Origin of the sequence: Deinococcus radiopugnans ATCC 19172 (genome assembly GCF_006335125.1) — a bacterium.
GTDB classification, from domain to species: Bacteria; Deinococcota; Deinococci; order Deinococcales; family Deinococcaceae; genus Deinococcus; species Deinococcus radiopugnans.
The window spans coordinates 217,019-237,727 of record NZ_VDMO01000002.1 but is presented as its reverse complement, the minus strand read 5'-3'; the positions used below and the strand labels follow the sequence as shown (position 1 = coordinate 237,727).

Sequence of the window (20,709 nt, the reverse complement as noted above, 5' to 3'; positions counted from 1 at the left end):
CGCGCGTGGTGGTGGCCCAGTTTCATCTGGGTCTAACGCGCTGCTGCTCTCTTTTTGCCGTGTCCGACGCGCCCAGGTGGTTTCCAGACCGCCGGGCGCTTTTTTTGGCCCCCTTTCCCACAGGAGTACAATGACCCAGACTGCCCAACCCAAACCGATGGCCGCCGTGGCCGTGCAGGAGCTGAACGCCGATCTGGATACCCCGGTCAGCGCCTACCTGAAAGTGACGGACGGCGCGAAAAAACTGAGTTTTCTGCTAGAAAGCGTGGAGGGCGGCGAGCGGCAGGCCCGCTACTCGTTCATCGGCGTGGGCGAGGTGGGACGCTTCACCCTGCGCGGACGCACGGCCACCCTGAGCGGCGTGCTGGGCGACGAGACTTTGGAAACCGACGATCCGCTGGATGTGCTGTACAGCCGCGTATTGCGGCCTGTGCAGCTGCCCGCCGAAAAGTTCAACGGCCTGCCCCCCTTCTTCGGCGGCGCGGTGGGTTACGCCGCCTACGACATCATCCGCGTTTACGAGAAGTTGCCCGACACCAACCCCGACGAACTGAACGTGCCCGACGCGCTGTTCATCGTTCCCGAAGGCATCGTCATTTTTGACCATCTGCGGCACAAGCTGTATGCCGTCGCCATCTCGGAGAGTCAGGCTGAGGCCGAGCGCATCGTCGCTGGGCTGGAGAACGACTTGCGTGGCCCACTGCCGGAGGTGCCGGGCCGCGAGGCCGCCGAGCCGATGACCTTTTCCAGCAACTTCACCCCCGAGGGCTACCAGGCCGCCGTCAGCCGCTGCATCGAGTACATCCACGCCGGGGACATCTTTCAGGTGGTGCCGTCCCAGCGCTTCTCGGCAGAGTTGACCGTGCATCCCTTCGCGCTGTACCGGGCGCTGCGCGGCATCAACCCCAGCCCGTACCTGGGTTTTCTGAATCTGGGCGAGGTGACGCTGGTGGCGAGTAGTCCCGAAAGCCTGCTGCGAAGCGACGGCGTCAGCATCGTGACCCGTCCGATCGCCGGCACCCGTCCGCGCGGCAAGACGCCTGCCGAAGATCAGGCCCTGGCCGAAGAACTCCTGGCCGACGAGAAGGAACGCGCCGAACACCTGATGCTGGTGGATCTGGGCCGCAACGACATCGGGCGGGTGGCCGAGTACGGCAGCGTGACCGTGGAAGACGCCTTTACCATCGAGCGCTACAGCCACGTCATGCACATCGTCAGCGGCGTGCGGGGCCGCTTGCGCGGGGGGCAGACGCCGCTGCACGCCCTTGCCAGTGCGTTGCCGATGGGCACGGTGTCCGGCGCCCCCAAAATCCGCGCGATGGAGATCATCGACAAGGTGGAACCCGTGCGCCGGGGGCCGTATGGCGGGGCATTCGGCTACATCGCCTTCGACGGCAGCCTGGACATGGCCCTCACACTGCGGACGATGGTGATTGCGAACGGCAGGATTCACATTCAGGCGGGAGCGGGCATCGTGGCCGACTCTGACCCGGTGGCCGAGGAACAGGAAACCCGCAACAAGGCGGCGGCGCTGATGCGGGCGGCGGAGCGGGCGGCGGGGGGATTGTAGATGGCACAGATCAAGATTTACGGGCATGCCCCGTTTGTCCAGGAACACCGGCAAACCATCTCGGACGCTATTCACGCGGCGTCCATGCAGGCGCTCGGGCTGCCAGAAAGCAAGAGATTTCACCGGTTTTTCGCTCTGGATGCCCAGGACTTCATGCATCCTGACGATCGGTCAGGGCAGTACCTGATTCTGGAAATCCATCTGTTTCAGGGGCGACGGTCAGAAACCCTGCGCCAGTACATCCGCCACCTCCAGATGCAGTTGGGCGAGGCGGTAAAGCTTTCTCCAAACGATCTCGAAGTGACTTTGGTGGAGACGCCTGCGGCCCACTGGGGGATTCGTGGACAACTTGGCGATGAGCTGCAACTCAGCTACGAGGTGACGAAATGACCGCCCCACACATCCTTCTGATCGACAACTACGACTCGTTCACCTACAACCTCGTCCAGTATTTCGGCGAACTGGGCTGCGAGTTGACCGTGTGGCGCAACGACGCCTTTACTCTTGAAGACGTGGAAAAGCTCCGCCCAGACGCCATCGTGGTTTCGCCCGGCCCTTGCACGCCGTTGGAAGCGGGCCTGAGCGTGGACGTCATCCGGGCATTCGCGCCGAAATACCCGCTGCTGGGGGTGTGCCTGGGGCACCAGAGCATCGGTGAGGCGTTCGGGGCCACCGTGAAGCGTGCGCCCATTCCGGTGCATGGCAAGACCAGCAAAGTCGCTCATGACGGGCAGGATTTATTTGCTGGAATTGAAGGCGAGGCCAGCGTGACCCGCTACCACAGCCTGATCGTGGAGGACCTGCCGCCCGAACTCGTCGCAACGGCCTGGGCCACCGATCAGACGCCAGCAGGCGAATACCGCGCCCTGATGGCCCTGCGCCACCGCGATTACCCGGTGTTCGGCGTGCAGTTCCACCCGGAAAGCATCGCCACCGAGGACGGTAAAACGATGATTCGCAACTTCCTGCGCGAAGTGGAACACCATAAGGCGGCCCACGCATGATGCACGCCCGATTGATGAACGGCGAGGTGCTTTCGCAGGCCGACGCGGCGGCGTTCATGCGCGAGGTCATGGCCGGGGAGATGAGCGGCGTGCGGATGGCGGCGGCGCTGGCCGCCCTGCGTGTGCGTGGCGAGACGCCAGGCGAGATCGCCGGATTCGCCCAGGCCATGCGCGAGAACGCCGTGCGCGTCAACGTGCGCCCGCGCGAGGTGCTGCTGGACGTGGTGGGGACCGGGGGCGACGGGGCACACACCTTTAACATCAGCACCACAACGGCCTTTGTGGTGGCGGGGGCGGGCGTGCCTGTCGCCAAGCATGGCAACCGCGCCGCCAGCAGCCGCGCCGGCAGTGCGGACGTGCTGGAGGCATTGGGCGTCAACCTGGATGCCTCCCCGGAAGTGATCGAGGACGCCGTGAACACCCTGGGCGTGGGCTTCATGTTCGCCCGCAATTACCACCCAGCGCTGCGCCACGCCGCCCCTGTCCGCTCGGATCTGGCCGCCCGCACGGTGTTCAACATCCTGGGGCCGCTGAGCAACCCCGCCGGGGCCACGCATCTGGTGGTGGGCGTCTTCAAGCCGGAGCTGACGCGCACGCTGGCCGAGGTGCTGCGGCTGCTGGGCGCAAAGGGGGCCACCATCGTCTACGGCGACGGCTTAGACGAATTCACCGTCTGCGGCGTCAATACCGTCTCCGGCCTGCGCGGCGGCGAGATCATTGACCGCACCCTGCACCCGGAGGAGGTGGGGCTGGCGCTGCATCCGCGCGAATCGCTGGTGGGGGGCACCCCCGCCGAAAACGCCGAGATCACCCGCGCCCTACTCACGGGCGGCGGCACCGAGGCCCAGCGCGATATCGTGGCCCTCAATTCCGGGGCGGCGCTGCGGACGGCGGGCCGCGTGGACAGCATCCGCGAGGGCGTGGCGCAGGCCCGCGAGGTGATGAACGCGGGCCTGGGCTGGGACGTGTTGCAGAGGTACGCGGCGCTGACGCGCTAGGGGAGAGGCCGGGGTGGCTCCGGCTTATACGGATTCCGATGGAATCGTTTGCAAAAACGATGAAATCCGAGCAGGACTCGCAGAGCTTCGCAGAAGAGGAGCAGCGTCCTCTCTTCGAGCTGTCCCAGTCATGGGCGTCTGTCCGCGACGACGCGAGGAGGAAAGAAGACGGGTTCCGCGTATGGATGAACCCAGCGGGGCTTTCCCGATGGGTTAAGGAATTAGGCGGAATCCGTATTACTGCCCCTGTCCCAGCGAGTACCCCGGCACGCCGTCGAAGGTGTACAGGTGTTCGGTTTTAATAAAATCCAGCCCCTTGTCGTGGACGCGAATCAGTAGGGCCAGCAGATCGCCGTGCTTGACCGGCGTGTCCGACTGGAAGCGGCAGCGCCAGTGATCGGATTTGAAGGTCTCGGGCCGCCCGTTCGGCCAGACCTTGACGCCCCGGTTGGTGATCATCTTCAGCGGAATATTGCGCAGCTGCGCCTCCTGCAAGATGGCCGCCAGCACGTCCGGGTCACGCCCCGAATCCGTCCACTCGAAAAAGACATCGGTGCCGACGAGCTGCTTGTCGATGGGGGCCGGCGTGGAGGCTTTGCGGGCGGGCATGGCTTTGGCTTCCGCGTCCGCCGTGACGGCGGGCAGATGCTGCGGCGTGCGGCCCAGGCGCTCGATCACGGCGTCGGCAAACGCCTGGGTGCCCAGCACCTGTTTCGTGTGCGGCCCGGCGATGTCCCCGGTGTGCAGGCCGTCTTCCAGCGCGCACAGCAGGGCGTTCTGAATCTTGGCGGCCACCTCGTGCTGGCCCAGATGCCCCAGCATCAGCGCCGCCGCCGAGATCAGGCCGCCGGGATTGGCCGCGTCCTGCCCGGCCAGATCGGGGGCCGAGCCGTGGATGGCCTCGAACATGGCAAACGTATCGCCGATGTTCGCGCTGCCCGCCAGTCCCACCGAACCGGCCACCTCGGCGGCCACGTCTGAGAGGATGTCGCCGTACAGGTTGAGGGTCACGATCACGTCGTACTGTTCGGGCCGCGCCGCCACCCGCGCCGTGCCGATGTCGATGATCTGGTGTTCGGCCCTGATTTCCGGGTATTCGGCGCTGATCTCGTCGAAGACCGTGTGGAACAGCCCGTCGCACATCTTCATGATGTTGTCCTTGCTCAGCGCCGTGACCTTCTTGCGCCCGTTCGCGCGGGCGTACTCAAAGGCGTAGCGCACAATTTTCTCGCAGCCGGGGCGGGTGATCAGCTTCAGGCACTGCATCACCTCGCGCGTCTGGCGGTGTTCGATGCCCGCGTACAGGTCTTCCTCGTTCTCGCGGATGATCACCAGATTCATCTCGGGGTGGTGCGTCGGCACGTACGGCGCGTAGGCGCGGCAGGGGCGCACGTTGGCGTACAGCCCCAGCGTCTTGCGCAGGGTCACGTTCAGGCTCTTGTAGCCGCCACCCTGCGGCGTGGTGATGGGCGCTTTGAGCAGCACGCCGGTCTGCCGCAGGCTGTCCCAGGCGTCGGGCGCGAAGCCGGAGGTGTGGCCCTCCCGGTACAGCGCCTCGCCCATGCGAACCTCCTGCGGGGCGATGCGTGCGCCTGCGGCCGCCAGGATGCGCAGGGTGGCCCCCATGATTTCCGGGCCGATGCCGTCGCCGTACACGACGGAAACGGGAACGAGGGCGGTCTGGGCGGCGGCGGGCTGGGCAGGTTCTTGGATGGTGGGCATGGCAGGCTCCTGGGGTTGGATTGGCTTGATATACGACTTGCGTTTCGTATATTAGAGATCGCATATTGAAGATGCAAGCCCACCTCTCTGCTGCCCGCCTGAAGGTCTAGCCATGTCACCCGCCGTCTCGGTTACACTCGGCACAACACGCCATGACCCAGCCGCCCCCGCATGCCCCCTCGTGGACGTTTCTGTCGAACCACAGCCGCGTGCTGCTGTGCCTCAAGCGCCAGCCGGACGCCACGCTGCGTCAGGTGGCTGCCGATGTCGGCATCACCGAACGCGCCGTGCAGCGCATCGTGCGTGATCTGGAGGACGCCGGCATCCTGATCCGCCAGCGCGTGGGCCGCCGCAACACCTACCAGATCGAGGCCAACCGCCCGCTGCGTCACCCGCTGGACGCGCACCGGAATGTCAACGAGTTGCTGGAACTGCTGCTGGCGGGCACCGAGCAGTCGGACGCCTGAAGGCAAAAGAAGGGCGGGAGGTTGCTGGCCTCTCGCCCTCTGTCCTGTGCCTCCCGCTTATCGCGGCGGCAGCATCAACTTCCCTTCCAGCGGCGTACTCAGCACGATGCTGGTGTCGCAGGTAAAGCCCATGCCGATCAGATCCCCCAGCATGGTTTCCAGCGCGCCCACGTCCGGCACGGCCACTTTCAGGATGCACGAGTTGTCGCCGGTCACGCTGTGGCATTCCAGCACGCCGTCGTGGGCGCCCGCCCAGCGCACCAGGGTGGGATCGTTGCGCCCGCTGTCCTGCACGCCGATGAATGCGGTAATCGTGCGTCCCAGCGGCTTGCTGGCGACGCGCACGCCGTAGCCCAGAATCACGCCCGCGTCCTCCAGTCGCCGCACGCGCTCGGTCACGGCGGGGGCCGACAGCCCCACTCGGCGGCCCAGCTCACGCATCGAGAGCCGCGAGTCGGTCTGCAATTCCTGCAAAATCCGGTGATCCAGGGAGTCCAGAGAGCTGCCAGTCTGTCGCATGCCCACAGCCTAGCACCGCAGTTGGCATATGCAAGGTCAGGCGTGGCGTTTGCCAGAGAAACAGCCGCCTGACCCCACCGATCTACCGGCCTGCGCTCCTTCCAATCGTGGGGGCAAAACATGAAGAATGAAGGTCTAGCAACTCACGTTTCTCTCTCCCTGGAGGCCTCAGATGTCCAACGCCCTCATCCACCCGCAGGCGACGGTGCGCAGTCAGCAGATGCTGCCGCGTGGTCACCGCGCTCCCAAATGGGCCGACGTTCCCGACGAAAAGTGGTACGACTGGAAATGGCAGCTCAAGAACCGCATCAACTCGGTCGCTGAGCTGGAAGAAGTCATCCGCCTGACCGAGAGTGAACACGCCGGGGCCAGCGCCGAGGGCATCTTCCGCCTGGACATCACGCCGTACTTCGCCTCGCTGATGGACGCCGACGATCCCACCTGCCCGGTCAGGCGTCAGGTAATTCCCACGCACCACGAGCTGGAACCGTTCACCTCGATGATGGAGGACTCGCTGGCCGAGGACAAGCACAGTCCCGTGCCCGGCCTCGTCCACCGCTATCCAGACCGCGTGCTGATGCTGGTCACGACGCAGTGCGCCAGCTACTGCCGGTACTGCACCCGCAGCCGCATCGTGGGCGACCCCACCGAGACCTTCAATCCTGCCGAGTACGAGGCGCAACTGAACTACCTGCGGAACACGCCCCAGGTGCGCGACGTGCTGCTGTCGGGCGGCGATCCGCTCACGCTTGCGCCGAAGGTGCTGGGCCGCCTGCTGGCTGAACTGCGCAAGATCGAGCATATCGAGATCATCCGCATCGGCACCCGCGTGCCGGTGTTCATGCCCATGCGCGTGACCGAGGAACTGTGCGACGTGCTGGCGGAAAACCACCCGCTGTGGATGAACATTCACGTCAACCACCCCAAGGAAATCACCCCGGAAGTGGCCGACGCCTGTGACCGCCTGACCCGCGCGGGCGTGCCTCTGGGCAATCAAAGTGTGCTGCTGCGCGGCGTCAATGACCACCCGGTGATCATGCAGAAGCTGCTGCGCGAGCTGGTCAAGATCCGCGTGCGCCCGTACTACATCTACCAGTGCGATCTCGTTCATGGGGCGGGCCACCTGCGCACCACCGTCAGCAAGGGGCTGGAGATCATGGAAAGCCTGCGCGGGCACACCTCTGGCTACAGCATTCCCACCTACGTGGTGGACGCGCCCGGCGGTGGCGGCAAGATTCCGGTGGCGCCCAACTACGTGCTGAGCCACAGCCCCGACAAGCTGATCCTGCGCAACTTCGAGGGCTACATCGCCGCGTATTCCGAACCCACCGACTACACCGGCCCGGACATGGTGGTGCCCGACGACTGGCAGCGCAAGGAACCCGGCCAGAGCGGCATCTTCGGCCTGATGGAAGGCGAGCGCATCAGCATCGAGCCGCGCGAGTTCTCCGAGAGCCGCGTGCGTCCCGGCGCGACCAGCCACCGCCTGAACAGCCGCGAGGACAAGTGGGCGGCGTATGGCGTCGGCGCCCCCAACCCGGCGGGCGTGAGCGACACCGCCCCCGACGGAAAGGTGCAGGAGCCGATTCCGGTACACAGCGGGGACTGAGGGCAGAATAGGATGATGGCTGACACATTACAGATGATGAAAGATTTCCTGAGTTCTGCCTCGGATGACGAGTGGTTTTTCGTCGCTACGACAACGAATTATGATGATAAGGACTTGCTTCACTGGATGGTTAAACAGCCTGACTGCCCGCAGGCAGCGGCCCACGCCATTTACTGGATGATGGGTCCGGGACACTACACGAAACTCAAGAGTGTTGACGACGCGAGCGAATGGGAAAAGCCAACTTTTAAACTTCTCAGAGACATTGAGAAGAGCTTTGGTGCGAAATTCTATAAAGATTCTGACATTGGCTTCGCGCCTGCTGCCGACTCAATGGGTGAAATCAACTGGGTTGACGAGTATCCAGAAAGTCCCATCGGTGTTCCAATCCCAGAATTTATGAAGGCACAGACGCCAGGCCGCAATCTGAGCCGTTCCGACATTCCTGATGGTTGGGACGATGGCATGCCTCCCCACGTCGTTGAAGCTGTATGGAAAGAGTCCGAATAGGAGTAACCAATATGACCACCGCCACCAAACCCCGCCAACCCATCCTCAAAACATCCCTCCCCGGCCCCAAGACCAAGGTCATCATGGAGCGCGACGCCCAGCACCTCTCCACGTCCTACGTGCGCCCCTACCCCTTCGTGCCGGATCACGGCGAGGGCGTGTGGCTCAGTGACCCGGACGGCAACACCATGCTGGATTTCTTCGCGGGCATCGCCGTGTCCACCACCGGCCACGCCCACCCGCATGTGGTGGGGGCCGTGCAGGAGCAGATCACCAAATTCACGCACGTCTGCCTGTCTGACTACCCGCAGGAAATCACCACCAGCCTCGCGGAACGGCTGGTCAAGCATGTGGAGCGTCCACTTGCTGATGGTACAGACGAAAAATGGCGCGTCTTCTTCGGCAACTCCGGCGCGGAAGCCGTGGAGGCCGCCGTCAAGCTGGCCCGCAACCACACCGGACGCAGTCACATCATCTCCACGATGGGCAGCTTCCACGGGCGCACCTACGGCGCGATCACGCTGACCGGCAGCAAGACCAAGTACAAGCGTGGCTTCGGCCCGCTGCTGCCCGCCGTGTCGCACGTGCCGTACCCCAACCCCTTCCGCCCGCCGCTGGGTTCGACGCCCGAAGCCTGCGGTCAGGCCGTGCTGAACCACATTCGCGAGCTGTTCGTGGGCGTCATTCCCTCCGATGAAGTCGCCGCCATCATCGTGGAACCCATGCAGGGCGAGGGCGGGTACATCGTGCCGCCCGCCGATTTCCTGCCGGGTCTGCGTGCGCTGTGCGACGAGCACGGCATTATGCTCATTTACGATGAGGTTCAGGCCGGCATGGGGCGCACCGGCAAGATGTTCTCGTACCAGCAGTTCGAGCAGTACGGCGAGGTTCAGCCCGACATCATCACGGTGGCGAAGGGGATTGCCTCGGGCATGCCCATCTCCGCGCTGCTGGCGAAGGAATCGGTCATGACCTGGCCGGTCGGCTCGCACGGCTCTACCTACGGCGGCAACCCGGTGGCGGCGGCGGCAGCCCACGCAACGCTGGACTTGATCGAAGGCGTCGTCAAGCACCCCGGCTGCGGCGAGAGCCTGATGCAGAACGCCGCCGACGTGGGCGCGCACCTGCTGACCGAGCTGAAGAAGATGCAGGCCGAGTTCCCCTTCCTGGGCGACGTGCGCGGTCAGGGCCTGTTCATCGGCCTGGAATTCGTGAAGCCCGACGGCAGCCCGGACGGTGCCCTGCGTGACCGCGCCAGCACCGCCATCTTCGAGCGCGGCCTGCTGAACCTGGACTGCGGCGAGGCCGTGATCCGCGTCAGCCCGCCGCTGATCCTGACCCGCGAGGACGCAGAGACGGGACTGGAGATTATTCGCGAGGCGTTGAGAGAGCTGAGCTAGAGCCTGAGGTTGTTGACCCGCCCCTCTTCGGCTGGAGAGGGGTTTTACTTTTGTCTAAAAAACCCCGTCGTACACGTCATCGAGTGTCAACGTCGCGCCCAGATCCGGCAGCTTGATCTCGCCCGTGTCCTTCAACTCCCGCTCCTGCCAGCTTCCATCCGGCTGCCGCTCGATGGCACGCACAAAACGCGTCTCGGCTTCCACGATCAGATAAGTCTGCAAGCTCGCCAGACTGGTGTAGGCCCAGATTTTATCCGTCAGGTCCGTGTGGCGCGTGCGTGGGCTAAGGACTTCCACGATCAAGCCGGGGGCGCTCACGCTGGTTGCTCTGCCGTCGACAGGCTCGCAGGTGGCGACGACATCCGGGTAGTAGTACACCCGTTTACCGGTGGGCGTGGTGCAGTTCACGCGCATATCTGAGGCGTACACCTTGCAACGTTGCTTGCGGGCCTGGGGTTGCAGGGTACTCGCGATATTCAGGGCCACCTCGCCATGTCGACTGCTGGCCCCCGCCTGTGCCAGCGTGTCGCCGTGCAGCGCGTACACATAGCCGCCAACATACTCGCGCTTGACCGGGCTGATTTCTTCGCTCGCCAGGTACTCCTCCTCGGTCATGTGCTGGTACGCAGGCTCGCTCATGGAGCCAGTTTAACTTGTTTGCTGATTCAGCTCTGGGGCAGCACGCAGACCCCGTCCTCGTCGGCGTGAACCATATCGCCGGGCCGCACGGTCACGCCCGCAAAAGTCAGCGCCACCTCCCGCTCGCCCACGTCCGCCTTGCCGCTGCGGCGGGGATGGGCGGCCAGCGCCCGGATGCCGATGGGCATGCCAGCGAGCTGCGCCGTGTCGCGCACGCAGCCGTGGACGATGATGCCTGCCCAGCCGCTGTCCACGCCCAGCCCGGCCAGTTGATCGCCCACCAGCGCACCGTTCAGGCTGCCGCCGCCGTCCACCACCAGCACGCGGCCCTCGCCGGGCGTGCCCAGCGTGGCGCGCACCAGGGTGTTGTTCTCGTAGACGCGCAGGGTGAAGGCGGGACCGCTGAATCTCGGCTGTCCTCCAAAATCCCGAAAAAGCGGCGCGAAGACCTGTGCTTCCGGGTGGGCGTCGCACAGGTCAGAGGTGGGAATGAAGGGGGACATGGCCCATTCAACCTCTCGGCGAGGCTGACAGGGGGTCACTGTTCCGGGGACGCTCCCAGCGCCGGGCTGGCCGCGTGGGTGTGGGCGTCGTGAATGCGCCCGGCATGGCCGCTCAGGAAGCCGCCGTCATAGCCGCGCCGCCACGCCATCAGTTCGGCCAGGATGCTCAGGGCCACCTCCTCGGGGGCTTCGGCGCCCAGGCGCAGGCCGACGGGGGCGCGCAGGCGGGCCAGTTCGGCGTCGCTGAAGGTCACGCCCTCGGCCTCCAACTCATCCAGTAGGCCCTGGGCGCGGCTCAGCGGCCCCAGCACACCCACGTAAGGTGCGCCGGAGTTCAGCGCGTGATGCAGGCAGACCCGGTCCCGGTCCAGATGGTGGTTCATGATCAGCAGGCTGGCGCGGGCGGGCGGCGTGAATCCCCCCAGGTCCTCCGGCGCGAGGTCATGCAGAATGGCCCCTGGAAAACGCCCCGGCGTCAGGTACGCGCCGCGCGGGTCAATCACATGCACCTCGTAGCCCAGATCGTGCGCCCCGCGCGAGAGCGGCATGGCGTCGTGGCCCGCGCCGTACAGCACCAGCACCGGCGGCGGCGTGCTGATGTCGATGAATACGGGCGTCCCGTCCGGCGCGGCCAGCGTGACGGCGCGAGGTTCCAGCTGTCCCAGGCGTTCCCGCGCGGCCTGGACGGCAAAGTCGCGCAGCAGGGCGGGGGAGAGGTGGCCCTGGGTTTCCCCGTCCGCCGTAATCAGGAGGCGGCCCTCGCCTTTCAGGGGCACGGCCAGCGCGGCCAGCTCCCCTTGCCCCAGCGCCGCAAGCCACGCGCCCATCACCGGGTCATCCGCGTCCACCCGCTCCACGCGCACGTCCACGCTGCCGCCACAGCCGATGCCCAGGCCCCAGGTGGCGTCCTCGGACAGGTCGTAGTGGGTGATGGTGGGAACGCCGCTGCGGATCACTTCCAGCGCGACTTCCACCACTTCCGCCTCCAGACAGCCGCCGGAGAGCATGCACACCTGCGCGCCGTCGTCCAGCACCAGCATGCGGGTGCCCTCGCGGCGGTAGGCGCTGCCCTGCACGCCCACGACGGTGGCGATGGCGGCGCGCTGGCCCCGCTCGGTGGCGGCGTTCAGCGCGTCCAGCAGGGCGCGGGTCTCGGCGGCGTTCATGCGGCCTTCCCGGCGGGGGCGGGCGCCTTTCCGGCCCGCCACGCACTGAACAGCGGCAGCAGCGCCAGCACCGCGCAGATGTAGGCCAGCATCGGGAAGCCGGCGCGGGCGATCACGAAGCCGCCCAGCAGCGTGCCCGCGCCCGCCGTGATGTAACCCAGACCGTCAGTGACGCCCTGCACGGCGGGAAAGCGGGTCAGCGACTTGCTGCCCGACACGAAGGCCAGGTTCCAGCCCAGCCCCAGCAGGAACATGCTCAGGCCCAGCGCTCCTGCGCCTGGCAGCGATGCGGTCAGGGCCGCCGTGCACAGCAGCACGGCGCCGCCCACGTAGCCGACGCGCACGCCCAGCCGGTCGATCAGTGGCCCGGTCAGCCAGCCGAAGCCGAACATCCCCAGAATGTGGCCGCTGATCAGCGCGGCAATGCTGTTGTGGTCCATGCCCATGTTGTGCGCCCGCAGCGGGGTCAGGCTCATCAGCGTGACCATCAGGCCCTGCGCCGTCGCCAGCGCCAGGGCGGTGCTGCGAACGCCGGGAACGCGGAACGCCTCTGCGAAGGAGGGAGCCTTGCGGGTGGATCCGGCCACGGTGGCCGCCACCGGCTCACGCACCGGGGTCCACAGCAGCATCAGCAGCGCGGCCACGCCCAGCAGCGCGCCGCCCACCAGCCAGCCCACGATTTCCGGGGTGGTGCCGAAGGTGACGGCCAGCCGCTCGATGGGACGCGAGAAGCCGGTCATCAAAAACGAGCCCAGCACGCTCATCAGCATCAACGCGCCCAGGGCCGTGCCGCGCCGGTTGTCCGGCACACTCTCGGCGGCGGCGTAGCGGGCCTGCTGGTAGCCGCCCTGCGCCGCGCCCATCATGGACGCGCCCACCAGGAACAGCGGCGTGAGGCCCAGCTTGCCGCCAAAAAAGCCCAGCACCGCCCCCAGCGTGCCCAGCGCGAAGGCCAGCCCCAGCCCCAGCCGGCGCCCCGAACGCAGCATCAGCGCCCCGAAAAAGCCGGCCGACAGCGCCGCCGACACGCTGATCAGGGTGCTGGGCAGGCCCGACAGGGTGCCGAAGCCCAGCGTGCCCATGATGATGCTCGCCAGGATGGTGCTGACCGTCGTGGCGCCCGTCGCCAGCGCCTGCGCGGCGTACAGCGGCGCCAGCCGTCCCAGCTGAACGCGGGCGGGGGCGGCTGGTGCCGGGGCAGCCTGGCTCATGGCCGGGGGTAACCGGGAAGCAGGGCGGCCACGCGCAGCGCGTTCATCCTTCCCCCTGCGCCCGCCAGCGCTCACTCACGGCCCCCTTCAGGTAGGTGGCGGCGTCCTCGGTATTCGCGCCGGGCGTGAACACCTGGCCCACGCCCAGCTCCTTCAACTTGGGCAGGTCCTGATCGGGGATGATGCCACCGCCGAAGACGATGATGTCGGTGGCGTCCTTCTCTTTCAGCAGGGCCATCACGTCGCGGAAGTAGTGCATGTGCGCGCCGGACAGCACGCTCAGGCCAATGGCGTCCACGTCCTCCTGCACGGCGGCGTTCACGATCATCTCGGCGGTCTGGCGCAGGCCGGTGTAGATCACTTCCATTCCGGCGTCGCGCAGGGCGCGGGCCACCACCTTGGCGCCCCGGTCATGGCCGTCCATGCCCGGCTTGGCGATCAGCACCCGTATCCGGCGGTCTGTCGTTTCATTCTTGTTGTGGTCCATCCGGGCCTCCTAACGAGCGTTTGGTGGACATTCTAGGGCATCGGCTGGCGGGCGGCGGTGCAGCGTCGCCGTGGCCTTTCACCGCCGAGCCGGAACCCTGTAGACTGACCAATTGATGATCGTGACCATTGACGGCGTGGCGGCCAGCGGCAAATCCAGCGTGTCAGGCGGCGTGGCGCGGGCGCTGGGCGTGCCGTATGTCAGTAGCGGCCTGCTGTACCGCGCCGCCACCCTGCTGGGCCTGGAGGCGCGGCTGGACCTGCACGACGCTCCCGCAGTGCTGGCCCACCTGCAAGGCCACCCCCTGCGGCTGGAACCGCTGGCCGGGGGCAACCGGATCTGGCAGGGCGACCGAGAGTTGACCGGCGAGCTGCACTCCACCCGCGTCGACGCAGGCGTGAGCGTGGTGGCCGCCCTGCCCGAGGTGCGCGCCTGGGTGGACGCCCAGCTTCGCGCCCTGCCCGCCCCCTTCGTGGCCGAGGGCCGGGACATGGGGACCGCCGTGTTTCCGCACGCCGGGGCCAAGTTCTACCTGACGGCCAGCCCGCGCATTCGTGCCCAGCGCCGCGCCCAGGAGCGCCCGGAGGACGTGCCCGCCATCGAGGCCGCGCTGGTGCGCCGCGACGAGCTGGACCGCGTGCAGAGCGCCCCGGCCCCCGACGCCGTGGTAATCGACACCGGCCCGCTGACCCTGGACGGCGTGATTCAGACCATTCTCGCCCAACTGCCCGCGCAGCTCACCTCTGCCTGAGTCATGCCTGCCCAGCCTGAAGCCATTCCTACCCCGCATCCCCGGCTCTACCCCGTCATCCACTGGTGCGTGGGGCGCGTCGTGGCTTACGGCGGCGGCGTCCAGGTCAGCGGCCTGGACCATCTGCCGCGCGGCGGCCCGGAGGGGGGGGTCATCGTCGCCGGCACCCACGCGCTGGCCCTGGACCCCTTCACCATCGGCTACGCCATTCCGCCCGCGCTGCACCGCCTGCAATTCATGGCCAAGCGCGATGCCTTCGAGTGGAAGGTGGTCGGCCCTCACGCCATCGGGCCGGTTCTGCGTGCCACCGGGGCATTTCCGGTGGACCGCAGTGGGCGCGATCCCCGTGCGCTGCGGCAGGCGCTGCGGGTGCTGGGGCGCGGCGGCATGGTGGGCATCTTCCCGCAGGGCACGCGGCGCGGTCAGGGCCTGTACGGCGGCGCGGCGTTGCTGGCCCTGAAAGCCGGGGTGCCCATCGTTCCGGTGCGGGTGTGGCACGAGCGCCCGGCGTGGCTGCCGCGCGGGCTGCCCGGCGGGCGCTGGCACGTGCGCTTCGGGCCGCCGCTGCACCCGCACGGCGACACCCTGCGCGGCCTGACCCTGCGCTGGGAAAACGCGGTGAGCGTGCTGTAGCACAGGTCAGTGGCCACCCTGGCCTACTCCCGGACCACCGTGAAGTTCTGGCTGAGGTACGTCTCGGTGTCGGCCGCCACGGCGGGATTGCCCAGCGCCTTCAGCACCTTTAACCGCAACTGGTACGTGCCGGCGGGGGCCGGTTGCCCGCCTGCCAGCGTGCCGTCCCAGCCCACGAAGCTGAAGGCGTCGCTGCTGGCGTCCGTGTAGAGGGCGGTGGCGCTGCGCCCGACGTACTGCTGCGTGAAGACGGTGCCCAGGCTGACGCCGCTCGCGTCCAGCACCTCCAGCGTCAGCCGGCGGGCCTGATGGCCGAAGTGGACCAGCAGTTGCGGCGCGTCCAGCACGGTGATCTCCTGCCCGCTGTCATCGAAGACCTGGACTTTTTTCAGGGTGTAGACGGGCGGTTCGGCCAAGTTCAAACCTTCGGGGTAGTACTCGAAGGTCCTGGGGTTGTACAGCGCCGGGAAATTTTTGAAGGTCCGGCCTCCGTCAAAGCTCACGTCGCCCAGCACGGTCAGGGCCTGATAGTTGCCCACGAAGCCGCCGTAGGGAACCACCAGACGGCGGCCAGAGGCACCGGTCAGCGAGACGTAGCCGCCGTACTGCCCCTGCGCGGGACGGCTGGGCGGCGTGAGGAGCACGTTCAGCTCGGTCTCCCCGGCGGCGGGGACGGTCACCGTCACCTCGGCGCCGTCTGCATTCTGCCCGTTGATGGTCATGCGGGCCGTCTGTTCGCTGGCGGGGCGCCCCGCGCCGGTGGTGCCGACGCTCTGCGCCGGGACGTGGGTGGCCCGGAAGGTTTCGGCCTGCGCGCCACCGTTGCGCAGCACGATCACCTTGCTGCGGGGGCCAAAGGTCAGGCTGGCGCTCAGATCCAGCCTGGTGGGCGTGGCCGCAACCGGACTGCTGTACGCGGCCAGCACATTCACCAGGCCTGCGCCCTGCCGCTGCACCGGGGCGATCTGGACAGGGGCAGGCAGGCCACCGTCCAGGGCGGCAAGAGGGGCGGCCGTGTTCATCAAGAGCGCCGACAGCTGTCCCGCCGTCAGGCCGGGCCGCGCTTGAAGCAACAGCGCGGCAATGCCGGCCACCTGCGGCGCGGCCAGCCCCGTGCCGCTCAGGACCGCGTAGCCGCCGGGATTGGACTTCAGCGGCGTGGTGGTGCTGACCCAGCCGCCCGGCGCGGCCAGATCGGGTTTGAGCGCCAGATCCGGCGACGCGCCGGAGGCCGAGAAGGGGCTGACGGTGTTGCCGCTGGGGTTGTCGAAGGGCTGCGGCTGCGCGTTGACCGTCAGCCGGACCCCCGCTGCGATCCGTGCGTCGATCCTGACCCCATCCTCGGCCCGGACCGAGATGACCGGGATCTCAATGGCCGCGGTGTCGAACGGGCTGACTGGCCGGGCGTTCACGCTGGCAAGGCCGGGCTGATTGTCGTACAGCACCACCGCCTGCGCTCCGGCATTCTGGGCGTTGAGGATCTTCTCGCGGGCGGGACAGTTGCCCAGTCGGATCAGCGCGGCCTGCCCGCTCAGGCTGCCCGCCGCGTAGGGATTCAGGCCGTCGATGGCGCAGCCGTCGTTGTCGGTGTCTGGGGTGCTGCCGGGTAATTTTCCGATGGGCAGGCTCAGGCCCACGGGCGCGGGGGGGGCGCCGACGACGGGCTGGTATCCGACCGGAGTGCCTCCCGAACTCAGGCTGAAGTTCCCCAGCTGCACCCGCGTGTTGTCCACGGCCGCTACCGCCAGCACGTTCTCTCCCAGGGCCGGTGCGGCCACGCTGTACGGCCCCGCCCCGCCGCTGTCCCCGGCGGCGGCGCTGACCACCACGCCCGCCTTGACCAGCCGGCTGGCGGCCCGCGCGGTGGGGTACTGCGGCCACTGGAACGGCACACCCAGGCTGATGTTCAGCACCTGCATGCCGTCGGCCTGGGCGCGTTCCATCGCCGTGAGCAGCGTGGCGCTGTCGGTGGTGCCCTGACAGCCGAACACCTTGTAGATGCCGAGGCTGACGCCGGGGGCCACCCCCACGAACCCTCCGGCGGGATCATTGCCGCCCAGAATCCCGGCCACGTTCGTGCCGTTGCCCTGGCAGTCGTCGGGGCTGGGGTCCGGTACGGGCACGGAACCGGGAACAGAGGCGTCGTACTGATCGCCGACGAAGTCGTAGCCGGCGGCCACACGCCCCTGGAAAGCCGGGTGGCCCAGGTCCAGACCGGTGTCGATGATGCCCACCCGAACGCCGCTGCCGCTGAGCCCCAGCTGCGACTGCGCGAGGTCCGCGCCGGTCATGGCCAGGGCGCTCTGCACGTCGGGCTGCAGGGCCTGGGCACCCAGCGCCGTGTTCAGGGCTTTCGGTGGGCTGATCTGCCGCACCGGATAGACACCAATCACCCCCGGCAAGCGTGTCAGCCGCCCCAGGTCGGCTGGACTGGCCTGCACCGCGAAGCCGTTGAACAGCGTGCGGTAACGGGCAAGTTCCTGGTACTGCGCCCCGTTGGCGGCGGCCTGCGCGCGGAAGCCAGCCTGCTGTGCGCCGAGGCTCTGGGCATTCAGGGCCGTGGGATCGCCCGCCAGCTCCACGAACCAGCGGTCCTGGGCCTGGGCGGCCCCGGCAGGCAGTCTGGAGGCTGCCCCGGCAGGCGGCGTGGCCCCGTGACCAGGGCCACAGGCCGTCAGCAGCGCGGTCAGGCCCAGCAGCGAGAGCCTGAGTGGGCGGGTGCGCGGGTCTTTCACATCTCTCTCCTTCATCGGCGCGTCAGGGCCACCCGGTAGGTGTTGCGCTCCCGGTCATCGCTGGCCTGCTCGTCGTCATGAATGTCGAAACTGGTGACGGTCACGTAGTAGGTGCCAGGCCGCGTCACGTTGAAGCGCAGCTCGGATTCCAGGCCCCCACCGCTGTCGTCGTCGTGTTCCAGCACTGTAAAGCCGTCGGGCAGCAGCACCTGCGCGTAGGGATCGAGCGTGCTGCCGGGGTCCACGCTCACGCTGCTGACCGTCAGCTTGAGCCGCGCACCGGCCTCCGCACTGAATTTGAAGTAGTCCACGTCGCGCGGCTGGCCTGCAATCCGGCCGTCCAGCGGCGTGCCGGGGGTCAGCAGATTGGCGGTAGCGGCGCTGTCGTTCGGCTCGCTCTCGGTGCCCGGCACAGCTGGCACCGGCAGGTCGGTACAGGCTGCCAGCACGACGCTCAGGGCCAGCGGCAGCAGGGCAGGGGTGGACTTGGGAGGCACGCCTCCGATTGTAGGGGTGCGGGATGAACGGGGGGCTGAGGGGGCCGGTGCCTGGGCTGGCAACAGAACGCACCCGGATCACAGACTGATCCGGGTGCGCCTGATGAAAGAGAACGGACGCTAGTTGGTCTTGCTGAGCTTCAGTTGGTACTTGTTGAAGGGGCTGTCGTCCGGCTGATCGTCCTGGCTGATCGTGTAGCTGGTCACGACCAGGTAGTACTGGCCGGCCGCGGGCAGGGTGAAGGCGATCTCGGAATCCGAGTCGATGCGCGGAGTGCCCCGGTCGTCGTTCTCGGCCAGCACGGTTTTGCCGTCCGGGCCGATCAGGGTCAGGTAGGTGTCGAGCGAACCGCCGATCTGCGCCCTCGCCCGTGCCTCGGCCAGGATCTTGTCGCCGGCCGCTCCCGTGAACTTGAAGTAATCCAGATCCTTGGCCTTTCCGAAGATGTAGGCCGTTTTGGTGGTCTGACCGTAGGCGATGGGTGTGGCTGTGGCCGGCGTGTCGTTGGGTTCGTAGGGGTCCACTGGATTGAGGTCCACCGCCCCCTTGGTCAGCATGACCAGGTTCGGGGCCACGCTGCCGATCACGTCTCCCGAGGTCACCGTGAGCTGGCCGACGAAGGTGGCCCGGTCACTGGGCTGGCCGCCGGTCAGGGTCAGGTCGGGGGTGCCCACCCGCAGGGTATAGGTGCCGGGCGCAATCGCGACGAAGTTGGCGTAGCCGTCCGCGTCCGTCTGCACGCCGTAGACGGCGCCGTCCTGGCCCTCTCCTTCCAGAATGACGTCGGACAGAATGCCGGGCACCATGCCGCCAGGGGTCTGAATTTCCACCTTGACCCGCGCTGCGCCGCCCTTTTGCGGCATGGTGCCCGCCTTGAGCCGGGTCGCCAGACGGTCCAGGCGAATCAGGCCATACCCGGTCTGACGGTCAAAGCCGCTGGCATTGTCGCCCACCGAGCTGTCGGCGGTCTCTTCCATCAGGCGGCGGACCTGATACGGATCAAGGTCCGACTTGGCCCCCAGAATCAGCGCCGCTGTGCCCGCTGTGTAGGGACCGGAGAAGGACGTGCCGCTGATCAGCTGGTAGCCGCTGCCCCCGGCAGACGTGTAACCGCTCTTGCGCGTGCCGTCCTTGTTCAGGAACAGGGGCGAGGCCAGCAGCACGTCCACGCCCGGTGCGGCGACGCTGACATGCCGCCCGAAACTGGAGAACGACGCCTTGGTGTTGTTGATGTCCAGCGCCGCAGAGGCGAGCAGGCCGGGCAGCTGTGCGGGGCTCTGCCAGTTCTCACGGGCCGAGTTGCCTGCCGACGCCACCACCACCACGTTGCGCTCCAGGGCGTAGTCAAAGGCCTGCTTGAGCAGCGGCGAATACCCCTCGCCGCCCCAGGAGTTGTTCAGCACCTGGCTGCCCTGGTTGACGGACCAGACGATGGCGCGGGCCACGAAGTAGTCGCCGATAAAGCCCGGCTGGAAGATGGCGGCGGTGAAGAAGGTGGAGTCCGGCGCGACGCCCACGATGCCCTTACCGTTTTTGGCCGACGCGATGGTCGAGGCCACCGCCGTGCCGTGTTCGATATCCGGGTCTACTTTCTGATCGATCTTGCCGTCCATGCCGTCGATGGCATCTATCCATGCTTGGGCGTCGGTGTAGGTCTGATTGGTGACCGGATCAAAGGCCTTGCCTGCCCAGGTGGGGTTCAGATCGGGGTGGGACACGTCGCTGGGATCGTCGATGACGCCCACCTTGACGCCCTTACCGGTAAAGCCCGCGTCCCAGGCGGCCTGGGCGTCCATGTGGTTGGCGTCCAGCGCGTACTGGGGAAGGGTATCGAACACCTGCTTGGTGTCCTGGCTGTTCAGGGGAAGGTCACGGTAGACCGGCTTGGGCCGGCGCATCACCTGCTGGGCGGCGGCGGACACGACGCTGCCGGCCTGCATCAGCCTCACGCCCACCGCGCGGGCATCCTGACCGTCAGGCAGTCCGATCAGCGCGACATTCAGCTCGGGAATACGGTCTAGTACGCTGCCGCCCACCTTCGAGGCGATGGCCTGGGCGTCCTGACCGCGCAGGTGAACCACCAGCTGGTTACGGACGTACATCTCCCCGCTCTTGGTGGTCACCACCTGGGCCGGCGTGATGGTGGCGTAGGCCGGACGGGCAGCGGCTGGGGTCTGGGCTGTCGGCGCCCCCGTGCTGGTGGGCTGCTGACCGCAGGCGGCGAGCAGGGCCGTGAGGGTCACGGCGGCCAGAGAAATCTTTTTCATGGATGCTCCTATCCTCATGC

Annotated in this window: 20 protein-coding genes; 10 read left to right on the top strand and 10 right to left on the bottom strand. The window is 67.3% G+C overall.

Annotation, left to right across the window (positions count from 1 at the left end):
* Positions 1-130: 130 nt before the first annotated feature.
* From trpE to trpD, 4 genes are read left to right on the top strand one after another with little or no spacing between them, the layout of a single operon-like run.
* Positions 131-1,570, top strand: coding sequence for an anthranilate synthase component I (gene trpE / locus FHR04_RS02530; RefSeq protein WP_139400543.1), 1,440 nt, complete (start codon positions 131-133; stop codon positions 1,568-1,570).
* Positions 1,571-1,960: a tautomerase family protein gene (locus FHR04_RS02525; protein ID WP_139400541.1), complete on the top strand. Its 390-nt coding sequence runs from the start codon at positions 1,571-1,573 to the stop codon at positions 1,958-1,960. It abuts the gene before it with no gap.
* Positions 1,957-2,574 carry an anthranilate synthase component II gene (locus FHR04_RS02520; RefSeq protein WP_039681929.1) on the top strand — a complete coding sequence of 206 codons (618 nt, stop codon included), beginning with the start codon at positions 1,957-1,959 and terminating at the stop codon, positions 2,572-2,574. Before FHR04_RS02525 ends, FHR04_RS02520 begins: the two co-directional genes overlap by 4 nt.
* Positions 2,571-3,572, top strand: coding sequence for an anthranilate phosphoribosyltransferase (gene trpD / locus FHR04_RS02515; protein ID WP_039681931.1), 1,002 nt, complete (start codon positions 2,571-2,573; stop codon positions 3,570-3,572). The genes FHR04_RS02520 and trpD overlap by 4 nt, the downstream gene beginning before the upstream one ends.
* A 237-nt stretch (positions 3,573-3,809) precedes the next feature.
* On the opposite strand, the gene FHR04_RS02510 is transcribed toward trpD, so the two are convergent.
* Complete coding sequence (locus tag FHR04_RS02510; RefSeq protein WP_139400539.1) at positions 3,810-5,294, bottom strand: NADP-dependent isocitrate dehydrogenase; 1,485 nt, start codon at positions 5,292-5,294, stop codon at positions 3,810-3,812.
* Positions 5,295-5,446: 152 nt separating this feature from the next.
* On the opposite strand from FHR04_RS02510, the gene FHR04_RS02505 reads away from it, so the two are divergent.
* Entirely contained in the window at positions 5,447-5,761 is a 315-nt protein-coding gene (locus tag FHR04_RS02505; protein WP_039681933.1) for a helix-turn-helix transcriptional regulator, read from the top strand.
* A gap of 57 nt (positions 5,762-5,818) precedes the next feature.
* Here the strand turns inward: FHR04_RS02505 and FHR04_RS02500 are convergent, their stop codons facing one another.
* Entirely contained in the window at positions 5,819-6,280 is a 462-nt protein-coding gene (locus tag FHR04_RS02500) for an Lrp/AsnC family transcriptional regulator (RefSeq protein WP_039681935.1), read from the bottom strand.
* Between the two features lie 172 nt (positions 6,281-6,452).
* Here FHR04_RS02500 and FHR04_RS02495 point away from each other — a divergent pair, with 172 nt between their 5' ends.
* Genes FHR04_RS02495 through FHR04_RS02485 form a run of 3 tightly spaced genes read left to right on the top strand, consistent with a single transcriptional unit; the run spans position 6,453 to position 9,799 of the window.
* A complete protein-coding gene (locus tag FHR04_RS02495) occupies positions 6,453-7,889 on the top strand; it encodes a KamA family radical SAM protein (RefSeq protein WP_039681937.1) in 1,437 nt (478 codons plus the stop codon).
* Between the two features lie 15 nt (positions 7,890-7,904).
* The gene (locus FHR04_RS02490; RefSeq protein WP_170213821.1) at positions 7,905-8,399 is read left to right on the top strand and encodes a DUF4274 domain-containing protein; all 495 of its coding nucleotides are present in this window, start codon (positions 7,905-7,907) and stop codon (positions 8,397-8,399) included.
* An 11-nt stretch (positions 8,400-8,410) separates the two neighbouring features.
* Positions 8,411-9,799: an acetyl ornithine aminotransferase family protein gene (locus FHR04_RS02485; RefSeq protein WP_139400535.1), complete on the top strand. Its 1,389-nt coding sequence runs from the start codon at positions 8,411-8,413 to the stop codon at positions 9,797-9,799.
* 54 nt (positions 9,800-9,853) lie between these two features.
* On the opposite strand, the gene FHR04_RS02480 is transcribed toward FHR04_RS02485, so the two are convergent.
* From FHR04_RS02480 to FHR04_RS02460, 5 genes are read right to left on the bottom strand one after another with little or no spacing between them, the layout of a single operon-like run.
* Positions 9,854-10,438 (bottom strand): Uma2 family endonuclease, encoded by a 585-nt coding sequence (locus tag FHR04_RS02480; protein ID WP_139400533.1) that lies wholly within the window; start codon positions 10,436-10,438, stop codon positions 9,854-9,856.
* Between the two features lie 26 nt (positions 10,439-10,464).
* Positions 10,465-10,941: a ribonuclease E activity regulator RraA gene (gene rraA, locus FHR04_RS02475; RefSeq protein ID WP_139400531.1), complete on the bottom strand. Its 477-nt coding sequence runs from the start codon at positions 10,939-10,941 to the stop codon at positions 10,465-10,467.
* 35 nt (positions 10,942-10,976) lie between these two features.
* A complete protein-coding gene (locus tag FHR04_RS02470; RefSeq protein ID WP_139400529.1) occupies positions 10,977-12,107 on the bottom strand; it encodes an XdhC family protein in 1,131 nt (376 codons plus the stop codon).
* Entirely contained in the window at positions 12,104-13,318 is a 1,215-nt protein-coding gene (locus FHR04_RS02465) for an MFS transporter (RefSeq protein ID WP_139400527.1), read from the bottom strand. The genes FHR04_RS02470 and FHR04_RS02465 overlap by 4 nt, the downstream gene beginning before the upstream one ends.
* A gap of 43 nt (positions 13,319-13,361) precedes the next feature.
* On the bottom strand, positions 13,362-13,805 hold the full coding sequence (locus FHR04_RS02460) for a cobalamin B12-binding domain-containing protein (protein ID WP_139400525.1): 444 nt from the start codon (positions 13,803-13,805) through the stop codon (positions 13,362-13,364).
* 115 nt (positions 13,806-13,920) lie between these two features.
* On the opposite strand from FHR04_RS02460, the gene cmk reads away from it, so the two are divergent.
* Together cmk and FHR04_RS02450 are read left to right on the top strand one after the other, a co-directional pair.
* Entirely contained in the window at positions 13,921-14,556 is a 636-nt protein-coding gene (cmk, locus tag FHR04_RS02455; RefSeq protein WP_039681949.1) for a (d)CMP kinase, read from the top strand.
* 3 nt (positions 14,557-14,559) lie between these two features.
* A complete protein-coding gene (locus FHR04_RS02450; protein ID WP_139400523.1) occupies positions 14,560-15,189 on the top strand; it encodes a lysophospholipid acyltransferase family protein in 630 nt (209 codons plus the stop codon).
* 23 nt (positions 15,190-15,212) lie between these two features.
* Here the strand turns inward: FHR04_RS02450 and FHR04_RS02445 are convergent, their stop codons facing one another.
* From FHR04_RS02445 to FHR04_RS02435, 3 genes are all read right to left on the bottom strand, one after another.
* Positions 15,213-17,924, bottom strand: a complete 2,712-nt coding sequence (locus FHR04_RS02445; protein WP_249038931.1) for a S8 family serine peptidase — start codon at positions 17,922-17,924, stop codon at positions 15,213-15,215.
* Between the two features lie 11 nt (positions 17,925-17,935).
* The gene (locus FHR04_RS02440) at positions 17,936-18,421 is read right to left on the bottom strand and encodes a PPC domain-containing protein (protein WP_249038930.1); all 486 of its coding nucleotides are present in this window, start codon (positions 18,419-18,421) and stop codon (positions 17,936-17,938) included.
* A 120-nt stretch (positions 18,422-18,541) separates the two neighbouring features.
* Complete coding sequence (locus FHR04_RS02435) at positions 18,542-20,689, bottom strand: S8 family serine peptidase (RefSeq protein WP_139400517.1); 2,148 nt, start codon at positions 20,687-20,689, stop codon at positions 18,542-18,544.
* Positions 20,690-20,709: the final 20 nt, after the last annotated feature.

What these genes read in the sequence shown, in the direction of transcription:
- FHR04_RS02465 (WP_139400527.1), bottom strand. Translation starts at nt 13,318, where the DNA reads ATGAGCCAGGCTGCCCCGGCACCAGCCGCCCCCGCCCGCGTTCAGCTG.
- cmk (WP_039681949.1), top strand. Translation starts at nt 13,921, where the DNA reads ATGATCGTGACCATTGACGGCGTGGCGGCCAGCGGCAAATCCAGCGTG.
- FHR04_RS02470 (WP_139400529.1), bottom strand. Translation starts at nt 12,107, where the DNA reads ATGAACGCCGCCGAGACCCGCGCCCTGCTGGACGCGCTGAACGCCGCC.
- FHR04_RS02480 (WP_139400533.1), bottom strand. Translation starts at nt 10,438, where the DNA reads ATGAGCGAGCCTGCGTACCAGCACATGACCGAGGAGGAGTACCTGGCG.
- FHR04_RS02495 (WP_039681937.1), top strand. Translation starts at nt 6,453, where the DNA reads ATGTCCAACGCCCTCATCCACCCGCAGGCGACGGTGCGCAGTCAGCAG.
- FHR04_RS02435 (WP_139400517.1), bottom strand. Translation starts at nt 20,689, where the DNA reads ATGAAAAAGATTTCTCTGGCCGCCGTGACCCTCACGGCCCTGCTCGCC.
- FHR04_RS02485 (WP_139400535.1), top strand. Translation starts at nt 8,411, where the DNA reads ATGACCACCGCCACCAAACCCCGCCAACCCATCCTCAAAACATCCCTC.
- FHR04_RS02490 (WP_170213821.1), top strand. Translation starts at nt 7,905, where the DNA reads ATGGCTGACACATTACAGATGATGAAAGATTTCCTGAGTTCTGCCTCG.
- trpD (WP_039681931.1), top strand. Translation starts at nt 2,571, where the DNA reads ATGATGCACGCCCGATTGATGAACGGCGAGGTGCTTTCGCAGGCCGAC.
- FHR04_RS02505 (WP_039681933.1), top strand. Translation starts at nt 5,447, where the DNA reads ATGACCCAGCCGCCCCCGCATGCCCCCTCGTGGACGTTTCTGTCGAAC.
- FHR04_RS02500 (WP_039681935.1), bottom strand. Translation starts at nt 6,280, where the DNA reads ATGCGACAGACTGGCAGCTCTCTGGACTCCCTGGATCACCGGATTTTG.
- FHR04_RS02450 (WP_139400523.1), top strand. Translation starts at nt 14,560, where the DNA reads ATGCCTGCCCAGCCTGAAGCCATTCCTACCCCGCATCCCCGGCTCTAC.
- FHR04_RS02520 (WP_039681929.1), top strand. Translation starts at nt 1,957, where the DNA reads ATGACCGCCCCACACATCCTTCTGATCGACAACTACGACTCGTTCACC.
- trpE (WP_139400543.1), top strand. Translation starts at nt 131, where the DNA reads ATGACCCAGACTGCCCAACCCAAACCGATGGCCGCCGTGGCCGTGCAG.
- rraA (WP_139400531.1), bottom strand. Translation starts at nt 10,941, where the DNA reads ATGTCCCCCTTCATTCCCACCTCTGACCTGTGCGACGCCCACCCGGAA.
- FHR04_RS02460 (WP_139400525.1), bottom strand. Translation starts at nt 13,805, where the DNA reads ATGGACCACAACAAGAATGAAACGACAGACCGCCGGATACGGGTGCTG.
- FHR04_RS02510 (WP_139400539.1), bottom strand. Translation starts at nt 5,294, where the DNA reads ATGCCCACCATCCAAGAACCTGCCCAGCCCGCCGCCGCCCAGACCGCC.
- FHR04_RS02525 (WP_139400541.1), top strand. Translation starts at nt 1,571, where the DNA reads ATGGCACAGATCAAGATTTACGGGCATGCCCCGTTTGTCCAGGAACAC.